This window comes from bacterium (assembly GCA_023382385.1).
Taxonomy (GTDB): domain Bacteria; phylum Electryoneota; class RPQS01; order RPQS01; family RPQS01; genus JABWCQ01.
The window spans coordinates 429,611-448,650 of sequence record JAHDVH010000001.1 but is presented as its reverse complement, the minus strand read 5'-3'; the positions used below and the strand labels follow the sequence as shown (position 1 = coordinate 448,650).

The following is a 19,040-nucleotide window of genomic DNA, read 5'->3' as shown; positions in this document are numbered from 1 at the left end:
CCTATTTCCGAATTTCCAGTATATTGAGGCATATGTCGCCGCGAATAACTGTCTGCATTGTTAGTTACAACACCCGTGAAGCTCTGGCAGAGTGCCTGATGAGCCTCCGGCGCGTGTCTTCCGAGGCCAACCTTTCGATTGTGGTTGTGGACAACGAATCGAGAGATGGGTCAGAAGAAATGATTCGGGAGCGATTCCCGGAGGTTCAACTCATTGCAAACCCTTATAACGCAGGCTTTGCGAAGGCGGTCAATCAGGGATTCGCGGTTGCAGACTCCGACTACATGTTTATTCTGAACCCGGACACGTGGGTTGCACGGAATGCGCTGGCAAGACTGTTGAAAGAAATCGAGTCTGACAGCTCCATCTCGGCGGTAGGTGCCCAACTGACGAACTTCGCTGGAGAGAAGTTACCCTCGGTGCTGGCGGCCCCCACGTTGTTCAAGGAGTTTTGGAATCTGATTCCAGAATTGAAGTCACGCTTGTTTCCTCGGGCGTGCAGGCTTTGGCTGCAACAGATCCGTTCTCGTGAAACGAACCGAGCCGCCGATGTTCTTGCGGTCAGCGGGGCGGCCATGCTCGTCCGATCGAACGACTTTCGTGCTTTGGGTGGATTTGATGAGCGATTCTACCTTTACCATGAAGAAGTGGATTATTGTATCCGTTTACGGAAGAGGGGGCTACGGGTCCGCTTTGTACCTCAGGCGCAGGTTCTTCACCATGATGCTCTTGCGAGCGGCTACCGGACGGACACGTTGCCTGATGAACCCGTGCTTGGGTGGCGAATCATGGGCAAGTGGCTGTTATTTGCCAAGCATGGAACTTCTGCGCAAAGGCGCGCTTATGTCCTATTGGTTTCAGTTCTCCTCACCGTACGGATACAATTCTGTAAACTTCTAGCCAAGATCTCGCCGAAGTCCCTCGCGCGTTTGCACAAGCGGGCAGATGATTGTCGGAAGGTCATCGAACGCTTGCGGACGCGAGAGTGCCTCCAAAGAATCGCAAGCCGTCCGGAGGTTCTTCCAGACTAAACGCAAGTGCTGAAAAAACTTCGGTTCCCTTGACTATTTTGGCTGGATACCGTATTTTCTTGACAGGCTCCGTAATTGGAGCCTGTTATTTATACAATTTACTTTGCTGAGAATAGGAGGCCACGGTGGCGCAGGTAAGTACGGAGAAAATTCGCAACATTGGTCTGTTTGGCCACGGTCATTGTGGAAAGACCATGCTGGCCGAGGCCATGTTGCTCAATATGGGGGTCATTCATCGATTGGGAAGCGTGGAAGCGGGAACCACAGTCTCTGACTACACAAAGGAAGAGATTGAGCGGCAGATGTCCATGCAGGTCAGTCTGATGCAGGGTGAATATCACGACCATTTTTTCAACATCGTTGATGCACCGGGCTTTGCAGATTTTATCGGGGATATTGTGTCCGCCCTTCGTGCTGTGGATATCGCTGTGTTGCCGGTAGACGGCACTGCGGGACACGACATTGGTCATACGGTTGCTTACGAATCGGGAGAAAAGTACGGACTGCCGCGGGCTTTCTTTATAACAAAGTTGGACAAAGAGCATACGAAGTATCAGGAGGTCGTCGACCAGCTGACCGAAGAATTCGGCAAGAAGGTGCAACCAGTGCACTTCCCGCTCAATCCGGGCTTGGACTTTGATACGATTGTCAGCGGATTGACCATGAAGATGTATCGCTACTCGCGAGACGGGTCCGGCAAGGTAGAAGAATTGCCGTTGGACGGAGAGGTAAAGGAACGCGCGCTCGAAATGCGGGCAAAACTGATGGAAGTCGCTGCCGAGGCAGACGACGAGTTGATCGAGATCTACTTCGAGAAGGGTGAGCTGAGCGAAGAGCAGTTTGTCAACGGCTTGCGCAAAGGCTTTGCGACCGGCAAACTTGTTCCCGTGCTGTGTGGATCAGGAACAGGCAATATCGGAGTCGGTCGGCTGCTTGAGTTCTTGATCAAAGAAGGGCCGTCTCCACATGACCGTACGTCAATCGTTGCGGAGAACGCGAGCGGTTCGCTTGAGGAGATTCACGAAGTTGAAACTGCGCCGACTTGTGCGCTGGTATACAAGACGATTACTGAACCGCACGTTGGCGATCTCTGCTACGTGCGTGTTTTTGCAGGTAAACTCGAGCCGGGTGGCGAAGTTTTGAATACGCACTCCGGTCAAATCGAGAAGATTGGACAGTTGTTTCACGTTGACGGGAAGATGCGCGAACCCGCCACCAAGCTGGTCGCCGGAGATCTTGGTGCGATGGTGAAGTTGAAGGCCACACACACCGGAGACACCTTGTCCGACAAGGCAAAGGGGTATAAGCTGCCAAGGATAGTCTTTCCGCCACCGGTGCTCGAAATGGCAGTCGTTCCCAAGACGAAAGGCGAAGAAGACAAAGTCGCCACTGGACTTAATCAACTGCATATTGAAGATCCCAGCTTTCAAGTCGAGCAGATGCCTGAGCTTGGCCAAATGGTCATTCGCGGCTACGGCGACTTGCAGCTTTCCAACATACTCTCGCATCTTAAGGATCGCTTTCATGTCGATGCGGAGTTGGTTGAACCCAAAGTCCCCTATCGTGAAACAATTCGGGGAAGCGCTGACGCCGAAGGAAAGCACAAGAAGCAGTCCGGCGGACGCGGCCAGTTTGGCGTCTGTAACTTGAAACTTGAAGCGAAGCCTCGCGGCGGTGGCTACGAATTTGTCGATGCCATCGTAGGCGGAGCGATTCCCGGAAAATATATCCCGGCGATCGATAAGGGTATCCAAGAGACGATGATTCGCGGAGTCATTGCGGGTTATCCTGTCGTGGATGTGAAGGTCACCGTGTTCGACGGCAAGTATCATGACGTGGACTCTTCAGAACTGGCATTTAAGATCGCGGGGCGACAAGGTTTCAAAGCTGCATTTAAGAAGTGCAAGCCATTGCTGCTTGAGCCTGTTTTTGATGTCGTCGTGCGTGTCCCCGAAGAGTTCATGGGCGATGTGATGGGCGATCTGTCGAGCCGAAGAGGCAAGATTCAAGGCATGGAAGGCGAAGGACGATATCAGGTCATCAAAGCTAGGGTCCCGCAAAAAGAGCTCTATCGTTACTCCACCGCGCTGCGTTCAATGACTCAGGGTCGCGGCATGCACTCGCAGGCCTTCGCGGACTATGAAATTGTGCCGCCGGAAATTCAGGATAAGATTATTGCAGAGTTTGTCGAAGAGCAGGAAGAGGATTAGTCCTTCGTGGAGCGCCTCTGGGCACCTTGGCGCATGACCTATATCGCTGAAACGGTCAAGCAGGAGCAGCCTGACGGCTGTATCTTCTGTACGATGCTTGCCGACGACGACGACGAGCGCAACTTGATTTTGTGTCGCGGCGAGTTGTGTTTCGCCGTAATGAACTTGTATCCTTACAACACCGGACACTTGATGGTCATTCCGGTGAGGCACACTGCCGATTTTGGGTTGCTCACCGCAGAAGAGCATGCAGAGCTTGGGCGTATGCTCGAATTGTCTCGCCGGGCGCTCGAGGAATGCTTCACTCCGCATGGTTTCAATATCGGAATGAACATCGGGCGTGCAGCCGGAGCCGGTATCCTCGATCACCTTCATTACCACATCGTTCCACGTTGGAATGGCGACTCGAATTTCATGGGAGTCGTCAGTGACACAAAAGTGCTCTCGGAGAGTCTTCCTGAGAGCTATCGTCGTTTGAAGCAATCCTTTGAGCGAATGAGGTCTGCATGAAGTGGGGTCTCGGCGAGCTCGACACGTTCGTCGGGGACATCTGGGAGTTGGCAACGGAAGCTATCGTCTGCCCGATTCACTGCGAAATGCGGCCATCAGGACAACTTGGCTCTGATATCCTGCGACGTGCCGGTCATGAAATTGAGAAGGAACTATCACAGTACGAGCACCTGCGGCTGGGACAAGTTTGCCTGACGGGCGGAGGCGGCTTGGAGTGTGAGAAGCTGATTCATATTGCTGTCACTTCTCTGGCAAGACGCCCGAGTATCGAGGCACTCGAAGAAGCATTGCAGAATGCGCTGATGCTCGCGTATCATAACTCGATGAGATCTGTCGCGATTCCGGCGACATATAACGAGCCCGGGGAGCTTACCACAGCAGTCGTGGCCCGCATCATCGTCAAACATTCAATGGATCACCTCCTCAAAGCGAGGTTTCCTAATCGAATTGTTCTTGTCGTACCAACGGACTATGTCCATAAAGCCTTCCTCAACGAAATCGAACGATTACGTTACGGCGATTTGCCGGCGTAATCTGTCTCATCTTTATTCCCTATCCTAACTAATCTCTGAATCATGGCCTATCCCGTACCCGGAACGCGCGAACCCTTTCTGGCGACTCGGCGTCTTGATGCCTGGTGGCTGGCTCCCTTGTCTATGGGGCTTTCGTTCGTCGTGTTCATTATCTACGCCACTTGGGCGGCACTCCAGCCTACGCAGTACAGTCATTTCGGACCCTACATTTCACCTTTCTTTTCGCCAGACTTGACCAAGTGGATTCCCGGCTTCACGTGGTCACCCGCGCTATTGATTCTGTGGGTGCCGGCCGGTTTCCGACTTACTTGCTATTACGGCCGCAAGGCCTACTACCGCTCTGTGATGTTTGCTCCGTCGGCCTGCGCGGTGAGCAAAGGTCAGCGCGAATACAAAGGGGAAAGCGCGCTGCCGTGGATTCTGAATAACCTGCACCGGTACTTCCTCTACATCATCTCAGTACTCGTCATTTTTCACTGGATACATTTGATCGATGCGTTCCGTTTTGCCGATGGATTCGGTATGGGAATCGGGACAATCGTTGTCGCGGCTGACACCGCATTCCTTACCCTGTACGTGACGAGCTGTCATTCACTGCGCCATCTCGTAGGCGGGAAGATCGATTGCTACTCGTGTGCGGCTGCGGGCGTCGTGCGCCATAAGGCTTGGAAGGGTGTTTCCATCCTGAATGACCGGCACAATCTCTATTTCTGGCTCAGTCTCTTTACAGTCGGCTTTGCCGATCTTTACATCAGAATGTGCGCCATGGGAATCTGGCAGGATGTGAGGTTCTTCTAATGGCAAACTACAATACGCATGATTTTGATGTATTGGTCATCGGCGCGGGCGGTGCGGGTTTGCGCGCTGCCATCGAGTCAGCGGCTTTGGGTGCCAAGACTGCCGTGGTGATGAAATCTCTGCTTGGCAAGGCGCATACTGTGATGGCCGAGGGCGGTGCGGCTGCCGCGTTGCGCAACGCGGACGATCGTGACTCATGGGAAACGCACTTCCGTGACACCATGAAAGGCGGCAAACAGCTTAACTTCTTTCGCATGGCTGAACTCCACGCAAAGGAAGCGCCTGACCGGATTCGAGAACTGGAAGAGTGGGGTGCCGTCTTTGACCGGACGCCTGACGGACTAATCAACCAACGTAATTTTGGAGGGCATACATATCCCCGGCTGGCCCACGTTGGCGACCGCACAGGACTCGAGATGATCCGCACATTACAGGACAAGCTTGTGCATATGCCTGCGGAAATCTTCATGGAAGTGACCGTAACGCATCTCTTCAAGTCAGGCAATCGTGTCTGCGGTGCTTTAGCCTATTCGCGAGTAACCGGCGAATTCCACTTGTTTCGTGTTAAGTCCGTTGTTATGGCTACAGGCGGGGGAGGAAAGTCATTCGCGATCACGTCCAATTCATGGGAGTACAGCGGCGACGGCCATGCCTTGGCATGGCGGGCAGGTGCCGAACTCATGGATATGGAGTTTGTGCAATTCCATCCTACAGGAATGGTCTGGCCGCTTTCTGTTCGCGGCACGCTGGTTACGGAAGGAGTCAGAGGAGAAGGTGGTGTGCTGCTGAACAAAGACGGCCGCCGCTTCATGTTTGACTACATCCCGGAAGCTTTCAAGAACGACGTTGCAGCGACGGAGCAGGAGGCTATTCAGTGGGTGAATGAGGTCGCGGCCGGAAAACTTGCGAGCGTGAGAAGACCGCCGGAACTCCTAACGCGTGACGTTGTGGCACGCGCGATACGTTCTGAAGTGCAGGCAGGAAGAGGCAGCCCGCATGGCGGTGCTTTTCTCGACATTGCCACGCGACGCTCAGCGGAAGATATTCAGCGGAAGCTGCCCTCCATGTATCATCAGTTCAAGCAGCTGGCGAACGTGGATATCACGAAAGAACCGATGGAAGTCGGTCCCACCTGCCACTACATGATGGGTGGAATTCGTGTGCAGGCGGAGTCCGGCATGAGTACAGTTCCCGGGTTGTTTGCCGCGGGCGAAGTTGCCGCAGGATTACACGGTGCCAATCGCTTGGGCGGTAACTCGCTGTCCGACCTGCTGGTGTTCGGCAGGCGAGCAGGGTGGGGCGCTGCAGAGTTTGCAAAAACAGCACAAGCACCTGAACTTGACGGCTCGCAAGTGGAGAAGGCTATTGCTGAGAACCTCTCGTGTTTGGAGCGCAAAGGCGGAGAGAATCCGTACAAAGTCCACCAGGAATTGCAGGACATGATGCAGGACAACGTGGGCATTGTGCGCACGGAAGAAGAACTTAAAGGTGCCCTTGTTGCGCTTGATCAGTTTGAAGCGCGCGTTGCGAACGTTTCTGTGGAAGGAGCGCGCGCCTACAACCCCGGCTGGAATCTGGCGATGGACTTGCGCAGCATGATCGTGGTGTCGCGAGCCATCGCGATGGCAGCGCTCGAACGGCGCGAGAGTCGCGGAGGGCATTCGCGAATAGACTATCCCAACTATGACAAGAAATACGCGAAAGTGAATCACATAATCTATAATCAGAATGGTGCGATGGCGTTACGAGCCGATGCTTTGCCTGAAGTCACTCCTGAGCTTAAACCCTTTGTTGAGGAGGCTTAAGCATGGCACGCACAATTAAAGTAAAAGTCTTTCGCGGCGACAATGGCGAAGGCGCAATGAAAGACTATAATGTGCACATTGATGACGGCATGGTTGTGCTTGATGTCGTTCATCGAATTCAGGCCACTCAGGCCCCTGACCTTGCTTGCCGCTGGAATTGCAAGGCTGGCAAGTGCGGATCTTGTTCTGCCGAAGTCAATGGCAAGCCGAGTTTGATGTGCATGACTCGCATGGATACGCTGCCGCTTGACAAACCGCTGACGATAGAACCACTTAAGACATTCCCGCACATCCGGGACCTCGTGACTGACGTCTCCTGGAACTACTCGGTGAACAAGCGCATCAAACCGTTCAAGCCGCGTGCCAAGGGCGCGGATGGCAAGCATCGTATGTATCAGTACGAAGTCGACCGCGTTCAGGAATTCCGGAAGTGTATTGAATGCTACCTTTGTCAGACTGTATGCCACGTATTGCGCAATCACGGAAAGCATGAAGAGTTCGCCGGACCGCGCTTCATGATCCGAATGGCCTCATTGGAAATGCATCCGCTCGACACTGAAGACCGAATTCCATTTATCAAGGATGAGGCAGGCGTCGGCTACTGCAATATCACGAAGTGCTGCACGGAGGTTTGTCCTGAGCACATCCATATTACGGACAACGGAATCATTCCATTGAAGGAGCGCGTCGCAGATCGCTATTACGATCCGATTCGCATGCTGTTCAGAGTCCTCGGAGGAAAATGAAATCACACACTGAGTATTTGACCTTTTCAACGTCGAAACGTGAAGAGTTCGTTCTCATTACGGGTCAAGTTGCGAAAGCCGTCAATACCTCAGGAGTGCGCGAAGGTATGGTCCTTGTGTCGGCCATGCATATCACTGCGGCTGTATACGTGAACGATGCCGAAGACGGGTTAATCGAGGACATCAAGGAGTGGCTGCGCGGGCTGGCGCCAGATAAAGACTACCGGCATCATCGCACTGGCGAGGATAACGGAAGCGCTCACCTGAAGAACTTGATCCTGCATCATCAGGTGATTCTGCCAATCACAAACGGGCAACTCGATCTTGGCCCGTGGCAGCAGGTCTATTACGCCGAGTTTGACGGGCAGCGCCGCAAGCGCATAGTCATCAAAGTTATCGGCGAGTAGTGCGGTCTCACGTGGAAGTGGAACGAGAGTGGCCGCTGGTCGTTGTTGGCAGCGGCCCTGCGGGAATTGGAGTGGCACTTGAGGCCAAACGCCGCGGCGTGCGCTCCGTCATGCTTGAACGCGGTGCTCTGTGTAATACGATTTTTCGGTTCCCTGAGCGCATGACGTTCTTTTCCACGGCAGAACTGCTGGAGTTCCCCGGAATTCCGCTTGTAGCTGCCGGTCCAAAGCCGGTAAAGCGCGAAGTGCTTGACTACTTCGTCCGCATTGTACTCGAGTATAAGCTGCCCTTCGTGACAAATTGCAGTGTTGATGGTCTTCAGCGGACTGATTCCGGTTTTCAGCTGACCACCAGTCGTGGAGAGTACACCTGTAACGCCGTTGTGCTGGCCACAGGTTCCTACGACAGTCCCAACCTGCTGGGTGTGCCGGGCGAGGGTTTATCACACGTCTCTCACTATTACGTGACCCCTCATCCTTTCATCGGTAAGTCGGTTGTAGTTGTAGGCGGCAAGAATTCTGCGGCCGAAGCTGTTCTTGAACTGCATCGAGCAGGTGCCGAAGTTAGGTTGGTTCACCGAGGGTCCGGACTCACTCCATCTATCAAATACTGGATCCGCCCCGATTTGGAAAACCGGATTCGTGAAGGTGCGATCAAGGCGCACTTTGGGTCGCGAGTTGTGAGCATTTCGGAGCGCGCAGTAAGCATCGATGGTCCGGAAGGAATACGTGATCTCGACGCAGACAATGTCTTTTTATTAACAGGCTATCAACCAGATTATGACTGGTTGAGTCGCCTCGGCATCGAATTCCATGATCCTGCCATGATCCCTTCGCATAATCCCGAAACCCTCGAGTCGAATGTGCCCGGAGTGTATGTTGCAGGCGTGCTGCTGGCAGGACGCGAAGCGTCACGCGTGTTTATTGAAAACAGCCGCGAGCATGGCGCGAGAATCCTCAGTCACTTTGTGACGAGATGAGCGACCGCTGGTTCAGAGTCTGCAAGCGTTCCGATCTCAAGCCCGGGCAAGCGCGCAGTATCACAATTCTGGGCAGGCCATTTGCGGTGTTTGACGTGAATGGGGAATTGTACGGACTCGATGCGGCCTGCAAGCATATGCGTGCAAATCTGGGCGCAGGGAAGTTGCAGGGATCCGTCATCGAGTGCTACATGCATCGATGGCGGTATGACGTGACGACTGGCAAGTGTCTGACCAATTCAGGTCTGGACACGTCGACGCGTTCAGTGAAGGTCGAGAACGGCGATGTCTGGATATCGGTCGAATGGCCAGATGATTAACAGAACTGGTTCCGGGTGTTTTCCCGAATTACATTGAGTGGAGGAAACGTGAGACAGCAGAGAATCACATCTTGGGTAATGGCATGCTTGCTGTTAAGTCTCGGGTCGGCGAAGGCCGCGTATGAGATCTATTTTCAAAGCGGTGTCGTAAGTCCTGCCGAATTTGAGTACAGAATTGCGCAAGTTGACGATGCCAGTCACGTGGTGCTGCAATTCTTTGAGCCGCTGACTTCCGAGGATCATTCCCGACTGAATAGTGCAGGTATCCAACTTCTGGGTTATCTGCCGGAGCGAGCTTATGCCGCCTCTTTGACGAGACCTGTCACGGCCACCCTCTTGAACTCGCTCGGTGTGCGGGCAATGCTGCCATTTGCACCGGAATTCAAGCTGCATCCCCGGGTCATCGAACAAGAGTTCGGTTCATGGAGTCTTTATGATAACAACCGAAGAATGTTCAACGTGGACGTATTCCAAGACGTAGCGCTTGCGGATGCTGCAGCCGAAGTCGCGATGCGTGGCTTCGAAGTAGGTGGTCACATCAAGGCGTCGCACACTTTGATTGTTGCTGCAGATCCAGCGAAGCTCATGGAGCTTGCGGCTATGGACGCCGTGATGTTCATCAACGAAATGTCACCCCCGTTGGAGAATGTGAACTCGACCGTTCGAACGCGGCTGCACGTGAACGAAGTACAGACCGCTCCTTACAACCTGACGGGAAACGGAGTCACGATTCTGGTGTTTGACGGCGGCATGGTTGATCCGACGCATCCGGACTTCGGTACGCGCGTGACTCAGATGGAGGCGGGCACGGTTCAAGCTCATGCCACTCATGTCGCAGGAACGGTAGGCGGAAATGGAGCGAATTCCGGCGGCACGAATCGCGGAATGGCTCCAGCTGCGACAATCATTAGCGGTGAGTACGATGCCTGCGTCCCGTTCTGTTTTTACAACAGCCCGAACGACGTGAGCGATGACTACATCTTTGCCCGCGAGAATTACGGAGTCGAGCTAACCACGAATTCCGTCGGCGCGAACGTCAGCCCCAACGGTTATCCGTGCTCGTGGTTTGGCGACTACGAGTTGACCTCCCGCATTATTGACGGATTGGTCAGGCAAACGGTCGATCGACCTTTGATTCAATTCTGGGCGGCAGGAAATGAACGCGGCGATCCGGGATGTGCCAATAGTTCTTACCGCTGTATGTCGATTCCGGCTGGTGCAAAGAACATTATGACCGTTGGCGCGACGTCGGCGTCAGACGCATTGGCATCGTTTTCGTCATGGGGACCAACGGATGACGGACGCATAAAGCCGGAAGTTGTCGCGACTGGAGTGAATGTGACGTCGTGCGCTCCGGGTGGCGGTTATACCTCCATGTCGGGTACTTCAATGGCTACTCCTGCGGCTGCGGGCGTGGCTTGCTTAATCCTCGAACGCTGGCACTCCCTCTATCCTGATGCACCCGATCCGCTGCCCGAAACCGTCAAAGCGTTATACATTAATTCTGCAACCGACTTAGGAACCGCCGGGCCGGATTACCAGTCGGGTTTTGGCCTGGTCAACGCTCTGAGTGCAATCCAGCAGCTTGATGCGGGAGGCGTGCTGGAAGGTGAGCTGAGTCTGGATGAAACCTATACGCACAACTTTACTGTTCCGGTGAATACGCCGACTCTTGATGTTAGCTTGGCGTGGTCGGACGTGCCTGCTCTCGGCAACGTCATTCCGACTCTCGTGAATGATCTCGATTTGGTTTTGATTTCGCCCAATGGCACGAACTACTTGCCGTGGACTTTGAATCCTGCTTCTCCCGGATCTCCCGCGGTGGCAGGTGTGGACAGTGTCAATGTCTGTGAGCGCGTTCGAGTGGCAAATCCTGCAGCAGGCTCCTGGACGTTGCGCGTCACTGGCGAAATCAACGTCGGTACAGCTCAGACCTTTGGGCTGGCGTCAAGCGTACCGTTGGTCTCAGCCTGGACGATGATCAGCGGTGTGATTCATCCTGCAGGTGATCCCAATAACGGAGTTCCCGGTTCTGTTCTGATTCAGGGTGAAGGAACACACGCGCTCACCGATGATGCCGGAAACTACGCCGTTCGTGTCCCGCAAGGCGGCACTTACAACCTGCATGCGCGAGCATTCGGGTTCGTTCCGGAAACGCAGAGTGTTGTGGCCAGCGGGCCGACAGTCGTCCGAAACTTTGGTCTCTCTGCTGTCCCGGGGAACGGGACAATCAACGGTCTTGTCATCGACCAGGAGGGAGATCCCGTCGCCGGGGCAACCATCACATACGAGTTTCCCAATGCGACGATTCCGACCGATGTCTCCGATGCGTCCGGTCAGTTTACCCGCTCGTTGCCCGGCAGCAACTCGTATGTTGTTCGCGCAACTATTGACGGAAGATCCGGCGCACGCACGGTGTTTGTGACCGCAGGGCAAGCTGTGGACGCGATGATCCCGATTGACGACTCACGATATGCGCCGGTAGGCCCTGATGCATATGGGTATTTCTGCTATGAAAATAGCGATACAGGGTATGCCCCAACATTCTCTTATACCTCAATCGCGCCTGCAGGTGGTGGTGCGGGAACGCTTATTGGACCGGGCACGGGTAATGACTGGCTGATTCAGGTCCCGTTGCCGTTCAATGCTCGGTTTTACGGAGCCGTGACGACAAACTTAACGGTTTCCGCGGACGGCTGGATCGGATTCGGCAACGTCGCGGGCGGAACCCAGCCGTATACGAATACGTATATTCCCAATAGTGCTCTTCCCAATAACGCTGTGTTTGTTTTCTGGGATGACTTATATCCGTATGATGCGAACGAAGGCGGGCAGGTTGCCTATTATCACGATGCGGCGAACGGACGGTTCATTGTTGAGTACTACCAAGTTCCCCATTTCGACCCACGAACTTTCAAAGTGACCGCACAGTTTGTTCTCTATTCGCTGGATGAACGCGCCACGAGAACCGGAGACAGCGAATTTGAGATCCACTACAACCGCTTTGACTACGATGGTCCCGACACGGACATGGATGCCACGCTGGGAATCGAAAATTCCTCAGGAACTGTGGGCCTGATGGTGTTGCTGGACGGCAGCCACGATCAGAACCAGTTTACGATTGGTGCCGGGACCGCTCTTCGCTATACTACCGGTCCCATTGTCGGAACAGGCACCCTCAGCGGTCAGATAACTGCAATACCGGCCACCGACCTATCCGGTGCCACGCTACGTGTCGGAAGTCTTTCCTTCGCTCCAAATGCTGACGGTACATTCAGCGTCGCCGATATGCCCGCCGGGAACTTCAGGCTCGAATGCGAGATGGAGGGATATGAGAACCTCACTTCTGAACAGTTCACGGTCCCTGCCGGTGGAGAAGTGGTTGTGAATATGACTGTCTATCGGCTCGACCCACCGCGAAACCTCGTGGGTGATTTCAACTCTGAAACGATGCAGATTACGTTGAACTGGCTTCCTCCGGATTGGGCCGCATTGCAGGATGACGGGCGGAGTGCGCTCGACGAACTTGTCAATTATAAGGTCTACAGACAAGGAACCGGGCTGATTGGCGAGGCATCTGGCACGACTTTTGTCTACAATGTAACTGGAGTCGGAGTCTTTCGCATGTGGGTGACAGCTGTCTATGATGGGGGGGAGTCGGACAGCTCTAACATCGTGCAATTTATTATCACCCCAGCTGATGACTCGCCGGCGGGAATACCGACCGAACTGTATCTTTCCCAAAACTACCCGAACCCCTTTAACCCGACCACGAGCATATCGTTCGGTCTGCCCACCGAGTCGGCTGTCACCCTCAGCGTTTTTGATGTTCAGGGCCGGTTGGTGAAGACACTTGTCGAGTCGTCTTTATCGGCAGGACATCACAGAGTGGACTTTGATGGTGCCGGGATCGGGAGCGGTGTCTATTTTTACCGTTTGGACGCGGGAGGAAAACAGCTCATCGGCAAGATGATGCTCTTGCGTTGACGCAGATGTAGTGTGTAGCGAGGGGCTGCGGCCCCTTTGCTATTTGCTGAAGTACTTGAAACCAAATGTGGAGATCCGAACCTTTAGATGAAACTCACTTCGATTGCCAATTATCGCTTCACTCCGAATCTTCCGGAGAGTCTCTCACGTCTGACGGAATTGGCTTACAATTTCTACTGGTCATGGCGTCCGGAAATCGGAGAGTTGTTCCGACATATTGATCCCGCAATGTGGGAAGCTACCAACCACAATCCGGTTCGCTTGCTGCTCGATGTTCCCCAATGGAAATTGTCGCGGGCCGCGGCTTCCAATGAATTCGTTGAGCACTATAATCACTGTCTGCGACTGCTGGACAATTACCTTCATGGTGAGTCCTGGTATCAGCAGGTGCATAGCGCCGAGCAGCGCGGACGTATCGTATTCTTCTCCATGGAATACGGCTTGGCCTCCTGTTTGCCGCTCTATAGCGGAGGACTTGGTGTTCTGAGCGGTGACTATCTTAAAGCGGCATCAGACCTTGGATTGCCTGTAATTGGCATTGGCTTAGCCTATCGTCAGGGGTATTTTCAACAGCAACTCGATGCCGATGGGCGGCAAACGGAGTTGTATCCACTGAATGAGTTTGATAACCTGCCCATGCAGCCGGTCCTCGATGCGAACGGCAAACGGCTTACGATCCAAGTTCCCTTTCACAATCGTCACTTGACGATTGGTGCCTGGCTCGTGACGGTCGGTAGAATTCCGCTCTACGTTCTGGATACCGATTTGCCGGAGAATACCCCGCCTGACCGCTCCATCACGCATACCCTATATGGTGGGGATAGGGAAACACGCATCCAGCAGGAAATTGTGCTCGGCTTTGGCGGAGTGGAGTTGCTTCGCAAACTCGGCATCACCATGTCCGTTTGCCACATGAACGAGGGCCACTCTGCTTTCGTCCAGATCGCACGTGTGCTGCACGCGGCTGACGATTTGAAGCTGTCGTGGTTGGAAGCGTTGCAGCTTGTCGCAGCAGGGACGCTGTTTACGACGCACACCCCGGTTCCGGCCGGTATTGACGAATTCTCAACGGAGTTAATGGACAAGTACTTCGGTCAAGTCTACGACCGCTATGGAATAACACGGGACGAGGTGCTTGGTCTTGGCAGCCTGCGGCCCGGAGCACCCGGACAACCGTTCAACATGGCGATTTGTGCGCTCCGTACCGCCGACTACACGAACGGTGTCAGCCGCTTGCATGCAGATGTGTCGCGCCGAATGTGGACGGAGAGTTGGCCAAACTTGCCGCATGAGGAAGTTCCAATCGACTTTGTGACCAATGGCGTGCATCACGCAACGTGGGTATCTCCTGAAATGTCTAAGCTGATCAGTCGACACTTTAGCGAAGACTGGAGGGATGGGCCTGATAACAAGCGGCTTTGGCAGGAAATCGATAAGGTTCCCGATCACGAGATTTGGGAAATTCACAACCTTGGAAAGATCCGGCTTGTCGAGTTTGTGCGTGAGCGAGTGGCCGCTTATCGACAGCGTGTCAGTGGTTTCGTGCCATTGACTGACGAGCTTGAGCAGATCCTCGATCCACACGCGCTGACTATCGGATTTGCCCGTCGCTTCGCGACATACAAGCGCGCTGCTCTGCTGCTCCATTTCCCCGATCGTTTGCTCGCACTGCTTCGAGACAAAAGCCGTCCCGTCCAATTTGTCTTCGCCGGCAAAGCCCATCCGCAAGACGTCATGGGCAAGGACTTGATTCAGGCTCTTATTCAGTTTGCGCGCAATCACGGTGTCGAACATCGCATGGTCTTTATCGAGAACTACGACATGACCGTTGCCGCTCAACTGGTCCAAGGTGTTGACATTTGGCTCAACAATCCACGACGCCCGCTGGAGGCAAGCGGAACGAGTGGTATGAAGGTGTTGATCAACGGAGGGCTGAATTTCTCAATTCTGGACGGCTGGTGGGATGAAGGATACCTGCCTGAGAATGGCTGGGCGATTGGCGCAGGGCTTCAATTCGGCAATGACTTGCAACAAGATGAGAGCGATGCGCGCATGCTCTTCGATGTGCTGGAAAAGCAGATTGTCCCGCTTTACTATCGCCGTGGCGAAAATGGCGTCCCGGAAGCCTGGATGCACAAGGTCAAGGCGTCCATGAAGGGACTGGTGCCTCGTTTCGCCGCTCGGCGTATGGTCAAAGAGTATTGGGAGGACTTCTACGTCAAGGCGCTCGAACGCTGTGCCATGATGGAGATGGACAATGCTGCCGGAGCGCGGGAATTGGCTCGCTGGAAGAAATTTGTCGAGAGCCACTGGCACGAAGTTCAGGTCCTGAGAGTGGAGACGGAACCTGCCTACAACCTGCATCCGGGCAGCCCGGTGAAAGTCAAGGCCGAAGTTGCATTGGGAGGCCTGTCGCCTGATGACGTGGAAGTGCAAATCTGTTACGGTCCCAATATTGGACAGAACTTTGATCTTGCCGGATACACCCGGCTGGATCATAGCGACAATGGAGGCACGCACGTGTATACCGGAGACTGGACCGCTCCGGAGAACGGAATGTACGGTTTCACGGTTCGAGTCGTTCCCTCGCATCCATTCCTTGGCAATCCTCTGAGAATGGGAATAGTGCGCTGGGCGCCGGCTGCAAGCTGATAACCACACACTCTGAAATCGAAAGCGGACACTAATTGTGTCCGCTTTTTGCTGAAAGTGTGCGTGGCTCAGAGACTCTGCTTGTGGACATCATCGGGATCAATTTTCAATCGCAGAGCTCTCGAATAACAGAAATACATGAGCCAGGTCAGCACGGCCCAGCTACACAACATGAAAATCCAACCACCGAGTGTCATTTTGAGTTCTCCTGCCGTTTCGGGAATTTGCCCGACTTGTTTGCATGCACGACGATCCACGTAATGGCCGCAAAAATCCCCAGCAAAATTAGCCTTGCACCCCATATCCAAGCCCGCTTCGTTGGGTCTTCGACGTTCACCAGCATAATCGCCGACCACCATTCCTTGACAAGCCAGATGCTCAACAAGACGATCAAGTACGTTGGCGTGACATACTTGAGGACAAATCGGAAAATGCGCGGCACTTTAATTGCTGCACCGCGTTCCATTTCCTCAAAACCCTTGTCTATGCCAAGGATGAAGGAAAAGAAGATCACCATTATGGTCGCTGCAATCACAGGACACACTGTCGCTGCCCAGAAGTCCATTTCGTCAAGTGTGCCCCACTGAATCGTGAACACGAGAAAACCGGTGACTGCAAGATTGATGACGCCCATCGTGGTGACGGCCTGATTCTGCGTCAAATCCAGTTCATCCTTGAGGAACGTGATCGCCGGCTGAATCAAGGAGACTGAAGAAGTCACGCCCGCGATAAAGAGCAGTATGAACCAGATGAACGCGAAAAAACCGCCGAGCGGCAGATTCTCAAATATCAAAGGCATTGTCACGAAACCCACACTGAACGATCCGCTCGCGGCGATCGTTTGAGCTTGCGCGATTCCGTAAAATGCCGCCGCCGCAACGATGCCGATGCTGCCGCCAAGTACGACCTCGACAAACTGATTGGTAGTCGTTGCGGTCAGACTTGATAAGACAACGTCGTCATTCTTTCGCAAGTAAGAGGCATAGGCCATGATGCAGCCCATACCCACTGAAAGCGAGAAAAATATCTGACCGGTTGCCGCCAGCCAAACTTTCACATCCCCGAGAGCCGACCAATTGGGGTTCCACATGAAGCCCAGCGCATTCGTCACATTCCAATCGGGATGAGCGGAGTCCGGAGTCCCAAGTGTCAAAACGCGAATCGCTAATAAGAAACCGCAGATGATTAAGATCGGCATCCCGATTCGGGTCAGCTTCTCGATTCCGCCTTGAATACCCTTGTACATCACAAAGTAATTGATGACGAACACGATTGCGAAGAATACTATGGCTGGAGTGTGATCATGAAAGTAGCTGTTGCTCTCTGCTCCGATAAATCCGGCAAAGAACTTGCCCATTTCCCCTGCGGCAATCGCCTCGTGAAATCCGCCGGTAATTGAGTAGTAAGCAAATGCGAGGGTCCATCCCTCGATATATACATAGTAGAACGTAATCACGGTTGGTGCGAAGATCGCTGCTATGCCAAGATATTTCGCCCATGGCCTTCCGTTCGCGATCCTGTGATAGACCCCGGGGCCGGTGCCGTGCCCGTATCTTCCCCCGTATCGTCCTAAAGTCCACTCAACCCAGGCCACCGGAATCCCCAAAAGGATCATTGCCAGCAGATAGGGTATCATAAATGCCCCGCCGCCATTCACGGCCGCTTGAGTGGGGAAGCGGAGGAAGTTCCCCAATCCCACCGCGCTGCCTGCGACTGCGAGGATTACGCCGATTCGCGAGCCCCAGTTTTCTCGTACTTTCACGATGACTTGGCTCATGGTTCTCCTTGATTTGAAGGTGAACTTATCGTTTTCTCAGGAAGTTAGCTGTTCTCACTCGAAATTTCAAGAAAAATCTTGGCTTGCCTGAGATTCCTCCATGTCGAGGCACAGCATCCTTGCACGGGGCATCATCCCTTGGGAGGCATAAAGCCGCTGTGCCTCTTCATTTTCCTCAGCTACGAGGAGCCACAGTTCCTCACAATTCTGCTTCTTTGCGCACTCCTTGGCATGGGTCATTAATGCTCGGCCCAATCCTTGCTTCCGGAATTCTGGTGTCACCGTCAGATCCCAAATCCATAACTCTTTGATTCCATTAAACCTATTTGTTGTCTCCGTGAGCCATATATGACCTGCGTACGTTCCGTTTTCGGACTGAACAACGTAGATCTCGCTCTCTGGGCGGAAAGCAAAGTCCCGCACAAAGTTCTTGAATCGTTCCCTTAAGTCAGATTCGCTTTGATTTATTCGCTTATGCAGGGAACCGCAAGTCTGGCTGCCGAGTTGTAAAAAGTGGGGTTGGTCCTGAGGCTCGAAAGGACGGAGGACAAATTCGTGCCTTTCAGTTGTTATCTTTTTCATATTGAAATTTATTTACTTAGCGGTTATTCGAGCGAATATTCATGGTCTGAAACCCTGAAAACAGTGAAATGTACCTTCGGCCTGAAAAAACTTTCGGCTGATTGCTGAAAATTACGAGTGAATTTTTTAGATTGCGAGCTATTCGCACGAAAACCCGCAACAAGGAGATGCATGTGAAGAAGATTGGATTACTTCTCGGTTCGATGGCGGTTGTGGCACTGGTTATGGCCGGTGGCTACAGCTACGCGTGTGACAGCGCTTGTTCCTCGAGCAAAAAGGCAAGCAAGACTGCCAAAAATTCCGCAACTGAGCAGGCCGCAACCAATGCGGTTTTGACCTCCTCCGGTTCGAATGCCGCGTCCACCTCGGGCTGCGATGCCTCCAAGGCTTCTGCCACCAAGGCTTCAGGTAGCTGTGATGTCTCCAAGTGCTCTTCCACGAGCAACGCTGCGATGACCTCCAATTCGGCATGCTCTTCTACGAAGAACGCGTCGATGGCCTCCGGTGCCTGTGATCCGGCAATGTGCTCGACGATGAGCAAGAGCGCCTCGGCCAAGAATGCTTCGGCCGGTGCCTGTGATCCGGCGATGTGCTCGACGATGAGCAAGAGCGCTTCGGCCAAGAATGCTTCGGCCGGTGCCTGTGACCCGGCGATGTGCTCGACGATGAGCAAGAGCGCTTCGGCCAAGAATGCTTCGGCCG

General features: G+C 53.7%; 15 protein-coding genes. 12 read left to right on the top strand and 3 right to left on the bottom strand.

Features of this window, described 5'->3' with window-relative positions:
* Window positions 1-32: 32 nt before the first annotated feature.
* The 12 genes from KJZ99_02055 to glgP all read left to right on the top strand — a co-directional run bounded on the left by KJZ99_02055 (window position 33) and on the right by glgP (window position 15,979).
* Window positions 33-1,031, top strand: a complete 999-nt coding sequence (locus tag KJZ99_02055; GenBank protein ID MCL4304674.1) for a glycosyltransferase family 2 protein — start codon at window positions 33-35, stop codon at window positions 1,029-1,031.
* Window positions 1,032-1,156: 125 nt separating this feature from the next.
* Window positions 1,157-3,241, top strand: a complete 2,085-nt coding sequence (locus tag KJZ99_02050) for an elongation factor G (GenBank protein MCL4304673.1) — start codon at window positions 1,157-1,159, stop codon at window positions 3,239-3,241.
* Window positions 3,242-3,247: 6 nt separating this feature from the next.
* Window positions 3,248-3,751, top strand: a complete 504-nt coding sequence (locus KJZ99_02045; protein MCL4304672.1) for an HIT domain-containing protein — start codon at window positions 3,248-3,250, stop codon at window positions 3,749-3,751.
* Window positions 3,748-4,284, top strand: coding sequence for a macro domain-containing protein (locus tag KJZ99_02040; protein MCL4304671.1), 537 nt, complete (start codon window positions 3,748-3,750; stop codon window positions 4,282-4,284). Before KJZ99_02045 ends, KJZ99_02040 begins: the two co-directional genes overlap by 4 nt.
* 42 nt (window positions 4,285-4,326) lie before the next feature.
* The gene (locus tag KJZ99_02035) at window positions 4,327-5,082 is read left to right on the top strand and encodes a succinate dehydrogenase (GenBank protein MCL4304670.1); all 756 of its coding nucleotides are present in this window, start codon (window positions 4,327-4,329) and stop codon (window positions 5,080-5,082) included.
* A complete protein-coding gene (locus KJZ99_02030; GenBank protein MCL4304669.1) occupies window positions 5,082-6,887 on the top strand; it encodes a fumarate reductase/succinate dehydrogenase flavoprotein subunit in 1,806 nt (601 codons plus the stop codon). Before KJZ99_02035 ends, KJZ99_02030 begins: the two co-directional genes overlap by 1 nt.
* A 2-nt stretch (window positions 6,888-6,889) precedes the next feature.
* Complete coding sequence (locus tag KJZ99_02025; GenBank protein ID MCL4304668.1) at window positions 6,890-7,633, top strand: succinate dehydrogenase/fumarate reductase iron-sulfur subunit; 744 nt, start codon at window positions 6,890-6,892, stop codon at window positions 7,631-7,633.
* Window positions 7,630-8,040, top strand: coding sequence for a secondary thiamine-phosphate synthase enzyme YjbQ (locus KJZ99_02020; GenBank protein ID MCL4304667.1), 411 nt, complete (start codon window positions 7,630-7,632; stop codon window positions 8,038-8,040). The genes KJZ99_02025 and KJZ99_02020 overlap by 4 nt, the downstream gene beginning before the upstream one ends.
* Window positions 8,040-9,020, top strand: a complete 981-nt coding sequence (locus KJZ99_02015) for a YpdA family putative bacillithiol disulfide reductase (protein ID MCL4304666.1) — start codon at window positions 8,040-8,042, stop codon at window positions 9,018-9,020. Before KJZ99_02020 ends, KJZ99_02015 begins: the two co-directional genes overlap by 1 nt.
* On the top strand, window positions 9,017-9,340 hold the full coding sequence (locus KJZ99_02010) for a Rieske 2Fe-2S domain-containing protein (protein MCL4304665.1): 324 nt from the start codon (window positions 9,017-9,019) through the stop codon (window positions 9,338-9,340). Before KJZ99_02015 ends, KJZ99_02010 begins: the two co-directional genes overlap by 4 nt.
* A gap of 48 nt (window positions 9,341-9,388) precedes the next feature.
* Window positions 9,389-13,327 (top strand): S8 family serine peptidase, encoded by a 3,939-nt coding sequence (locus tag KJZ99_02005; GenBank protein MCL4304664.1) that lies wholly within the window; start codon window positions 9,389-9,391, stop codon window positions 13,325-13,327.
* An 87-nt stretch (window positions 13,328-13,414) separates the two neighbouring features.
* On the top strand, window positions 13,415-15,979 hold the full coding sequence (glgP, locus tag KJZ99_02000) for an alpha-glucan family phosphorylase (protein MCL4304663.1): 2,565 nt from the start codon (window positions 13,415-13,417) through the stop codon (window positions 15,977-15,979).
* A gap of 193 nt (window positions 15,980-16,172) precedes the next feature.
* On the opposite strand, the gene KJZ99_01995 is transcribed toward glgP, so the two are convergent.
* The 3 genes from KJZ99_01995 to KJZ99_01985 form a co-directional block, all read right to left on the bottom strand.
* Complete coding sequence (locus KJZ99_01995; protein MCL4304662.1) at window positions 16,173-17,756, bottom strand: sodium-dependent transporter; 1,584 nt, start codon at window positions 17,754-17,756, stop codon at window positions 16,173-16,175.
* Window positions 17,757-17,822: 66 nt separating this feature from the next.
* Window positions 17,823-18,338, bottom strand: a complete 516-nt coding sequence (locus KJZ99_01990; protein MCL4304661.1) for a GNAT family N-acetyltransferase — start codon at window positions 18,336-18,338, stop codon at window positions 17,823-17,825.
* Window positions 18,339-18,579: 241 nt separating this feature from the next.
* Window positions 18,580-19,040 (bottom strand): hypothetical protein (locus tag KJZ99_01985; GenBank protein MCL4304660.1); only part of this gene is annotated, 461 nt, incomplete at its 5' end.

Coding starts and splice junctions, on each gene's coding strand:
- KJZ99_02055 (MCL4304674.1), top strand. CDS start 33: ATGTCGCCGCGAATAACTGTCTGCATTGTTAGTTACAACACCCGTGAA.
- KJZ99_02040 (MCL4304671.1), top strand. CDS start 3,748: ATGAAGTGGGGTCTCGGCGAGCTCGACACGTTCGTCGGGGACATCTGG.
- KJZ99_02035 (MCL4304670.1), top strand. CDS start 4,327: ATGGCCTATCCCGTACCCGGAACGCGCGAACCCTTTCTGGCGACTCGG.
- KJZ99_02030 (MCL4304669.1), top strand. CDS start 5,082: ATGGCAAACTACAATACGCATGATTTTGATGTATTGGTCATCGGCGCG.
- KJZ99_02025 (MCL4304668.1), top strand. CDS start 6,890: ATGGCACGCACAATTAAAGTAAAAGTCTTTCGCGGCGACAATGGCGAA.
- KJZ99_02020 (MCL4304667.1), top strand. CDS start 7,630: ATGAAATCACACACTGAGTATTTGACCTTTTCAACGTCGAAACGTGAA.
- KJZ99_02010 (MCL4304665.1), top strand. CDS start 9,017: ATGAGCGACCGCTGGTTCAGAGTCTGCAAGCGTTCCGATCTCAAGCCC.
- glgP (MCL4304663.1), top strand. CDS start 13,415: ATGAAACTCACTTCGATTGCCAATTATCGCTTCACTCCGAATCTTCCG.
- KJZ99_01995 (MCL4304662.1), bottom strand. CDS start 17,756: ATGAGCCAAGTCATCGTGAAAGTACGAGAAAACTGGGGCTCGCGAATC.
- KJZ99_01990 (MCL4304661.1), bottom strand. CDS start 18,338: ATGAAAAAGATAACAACTGAAAGGCACGAATTTGTCCTCCGTCCTTTC.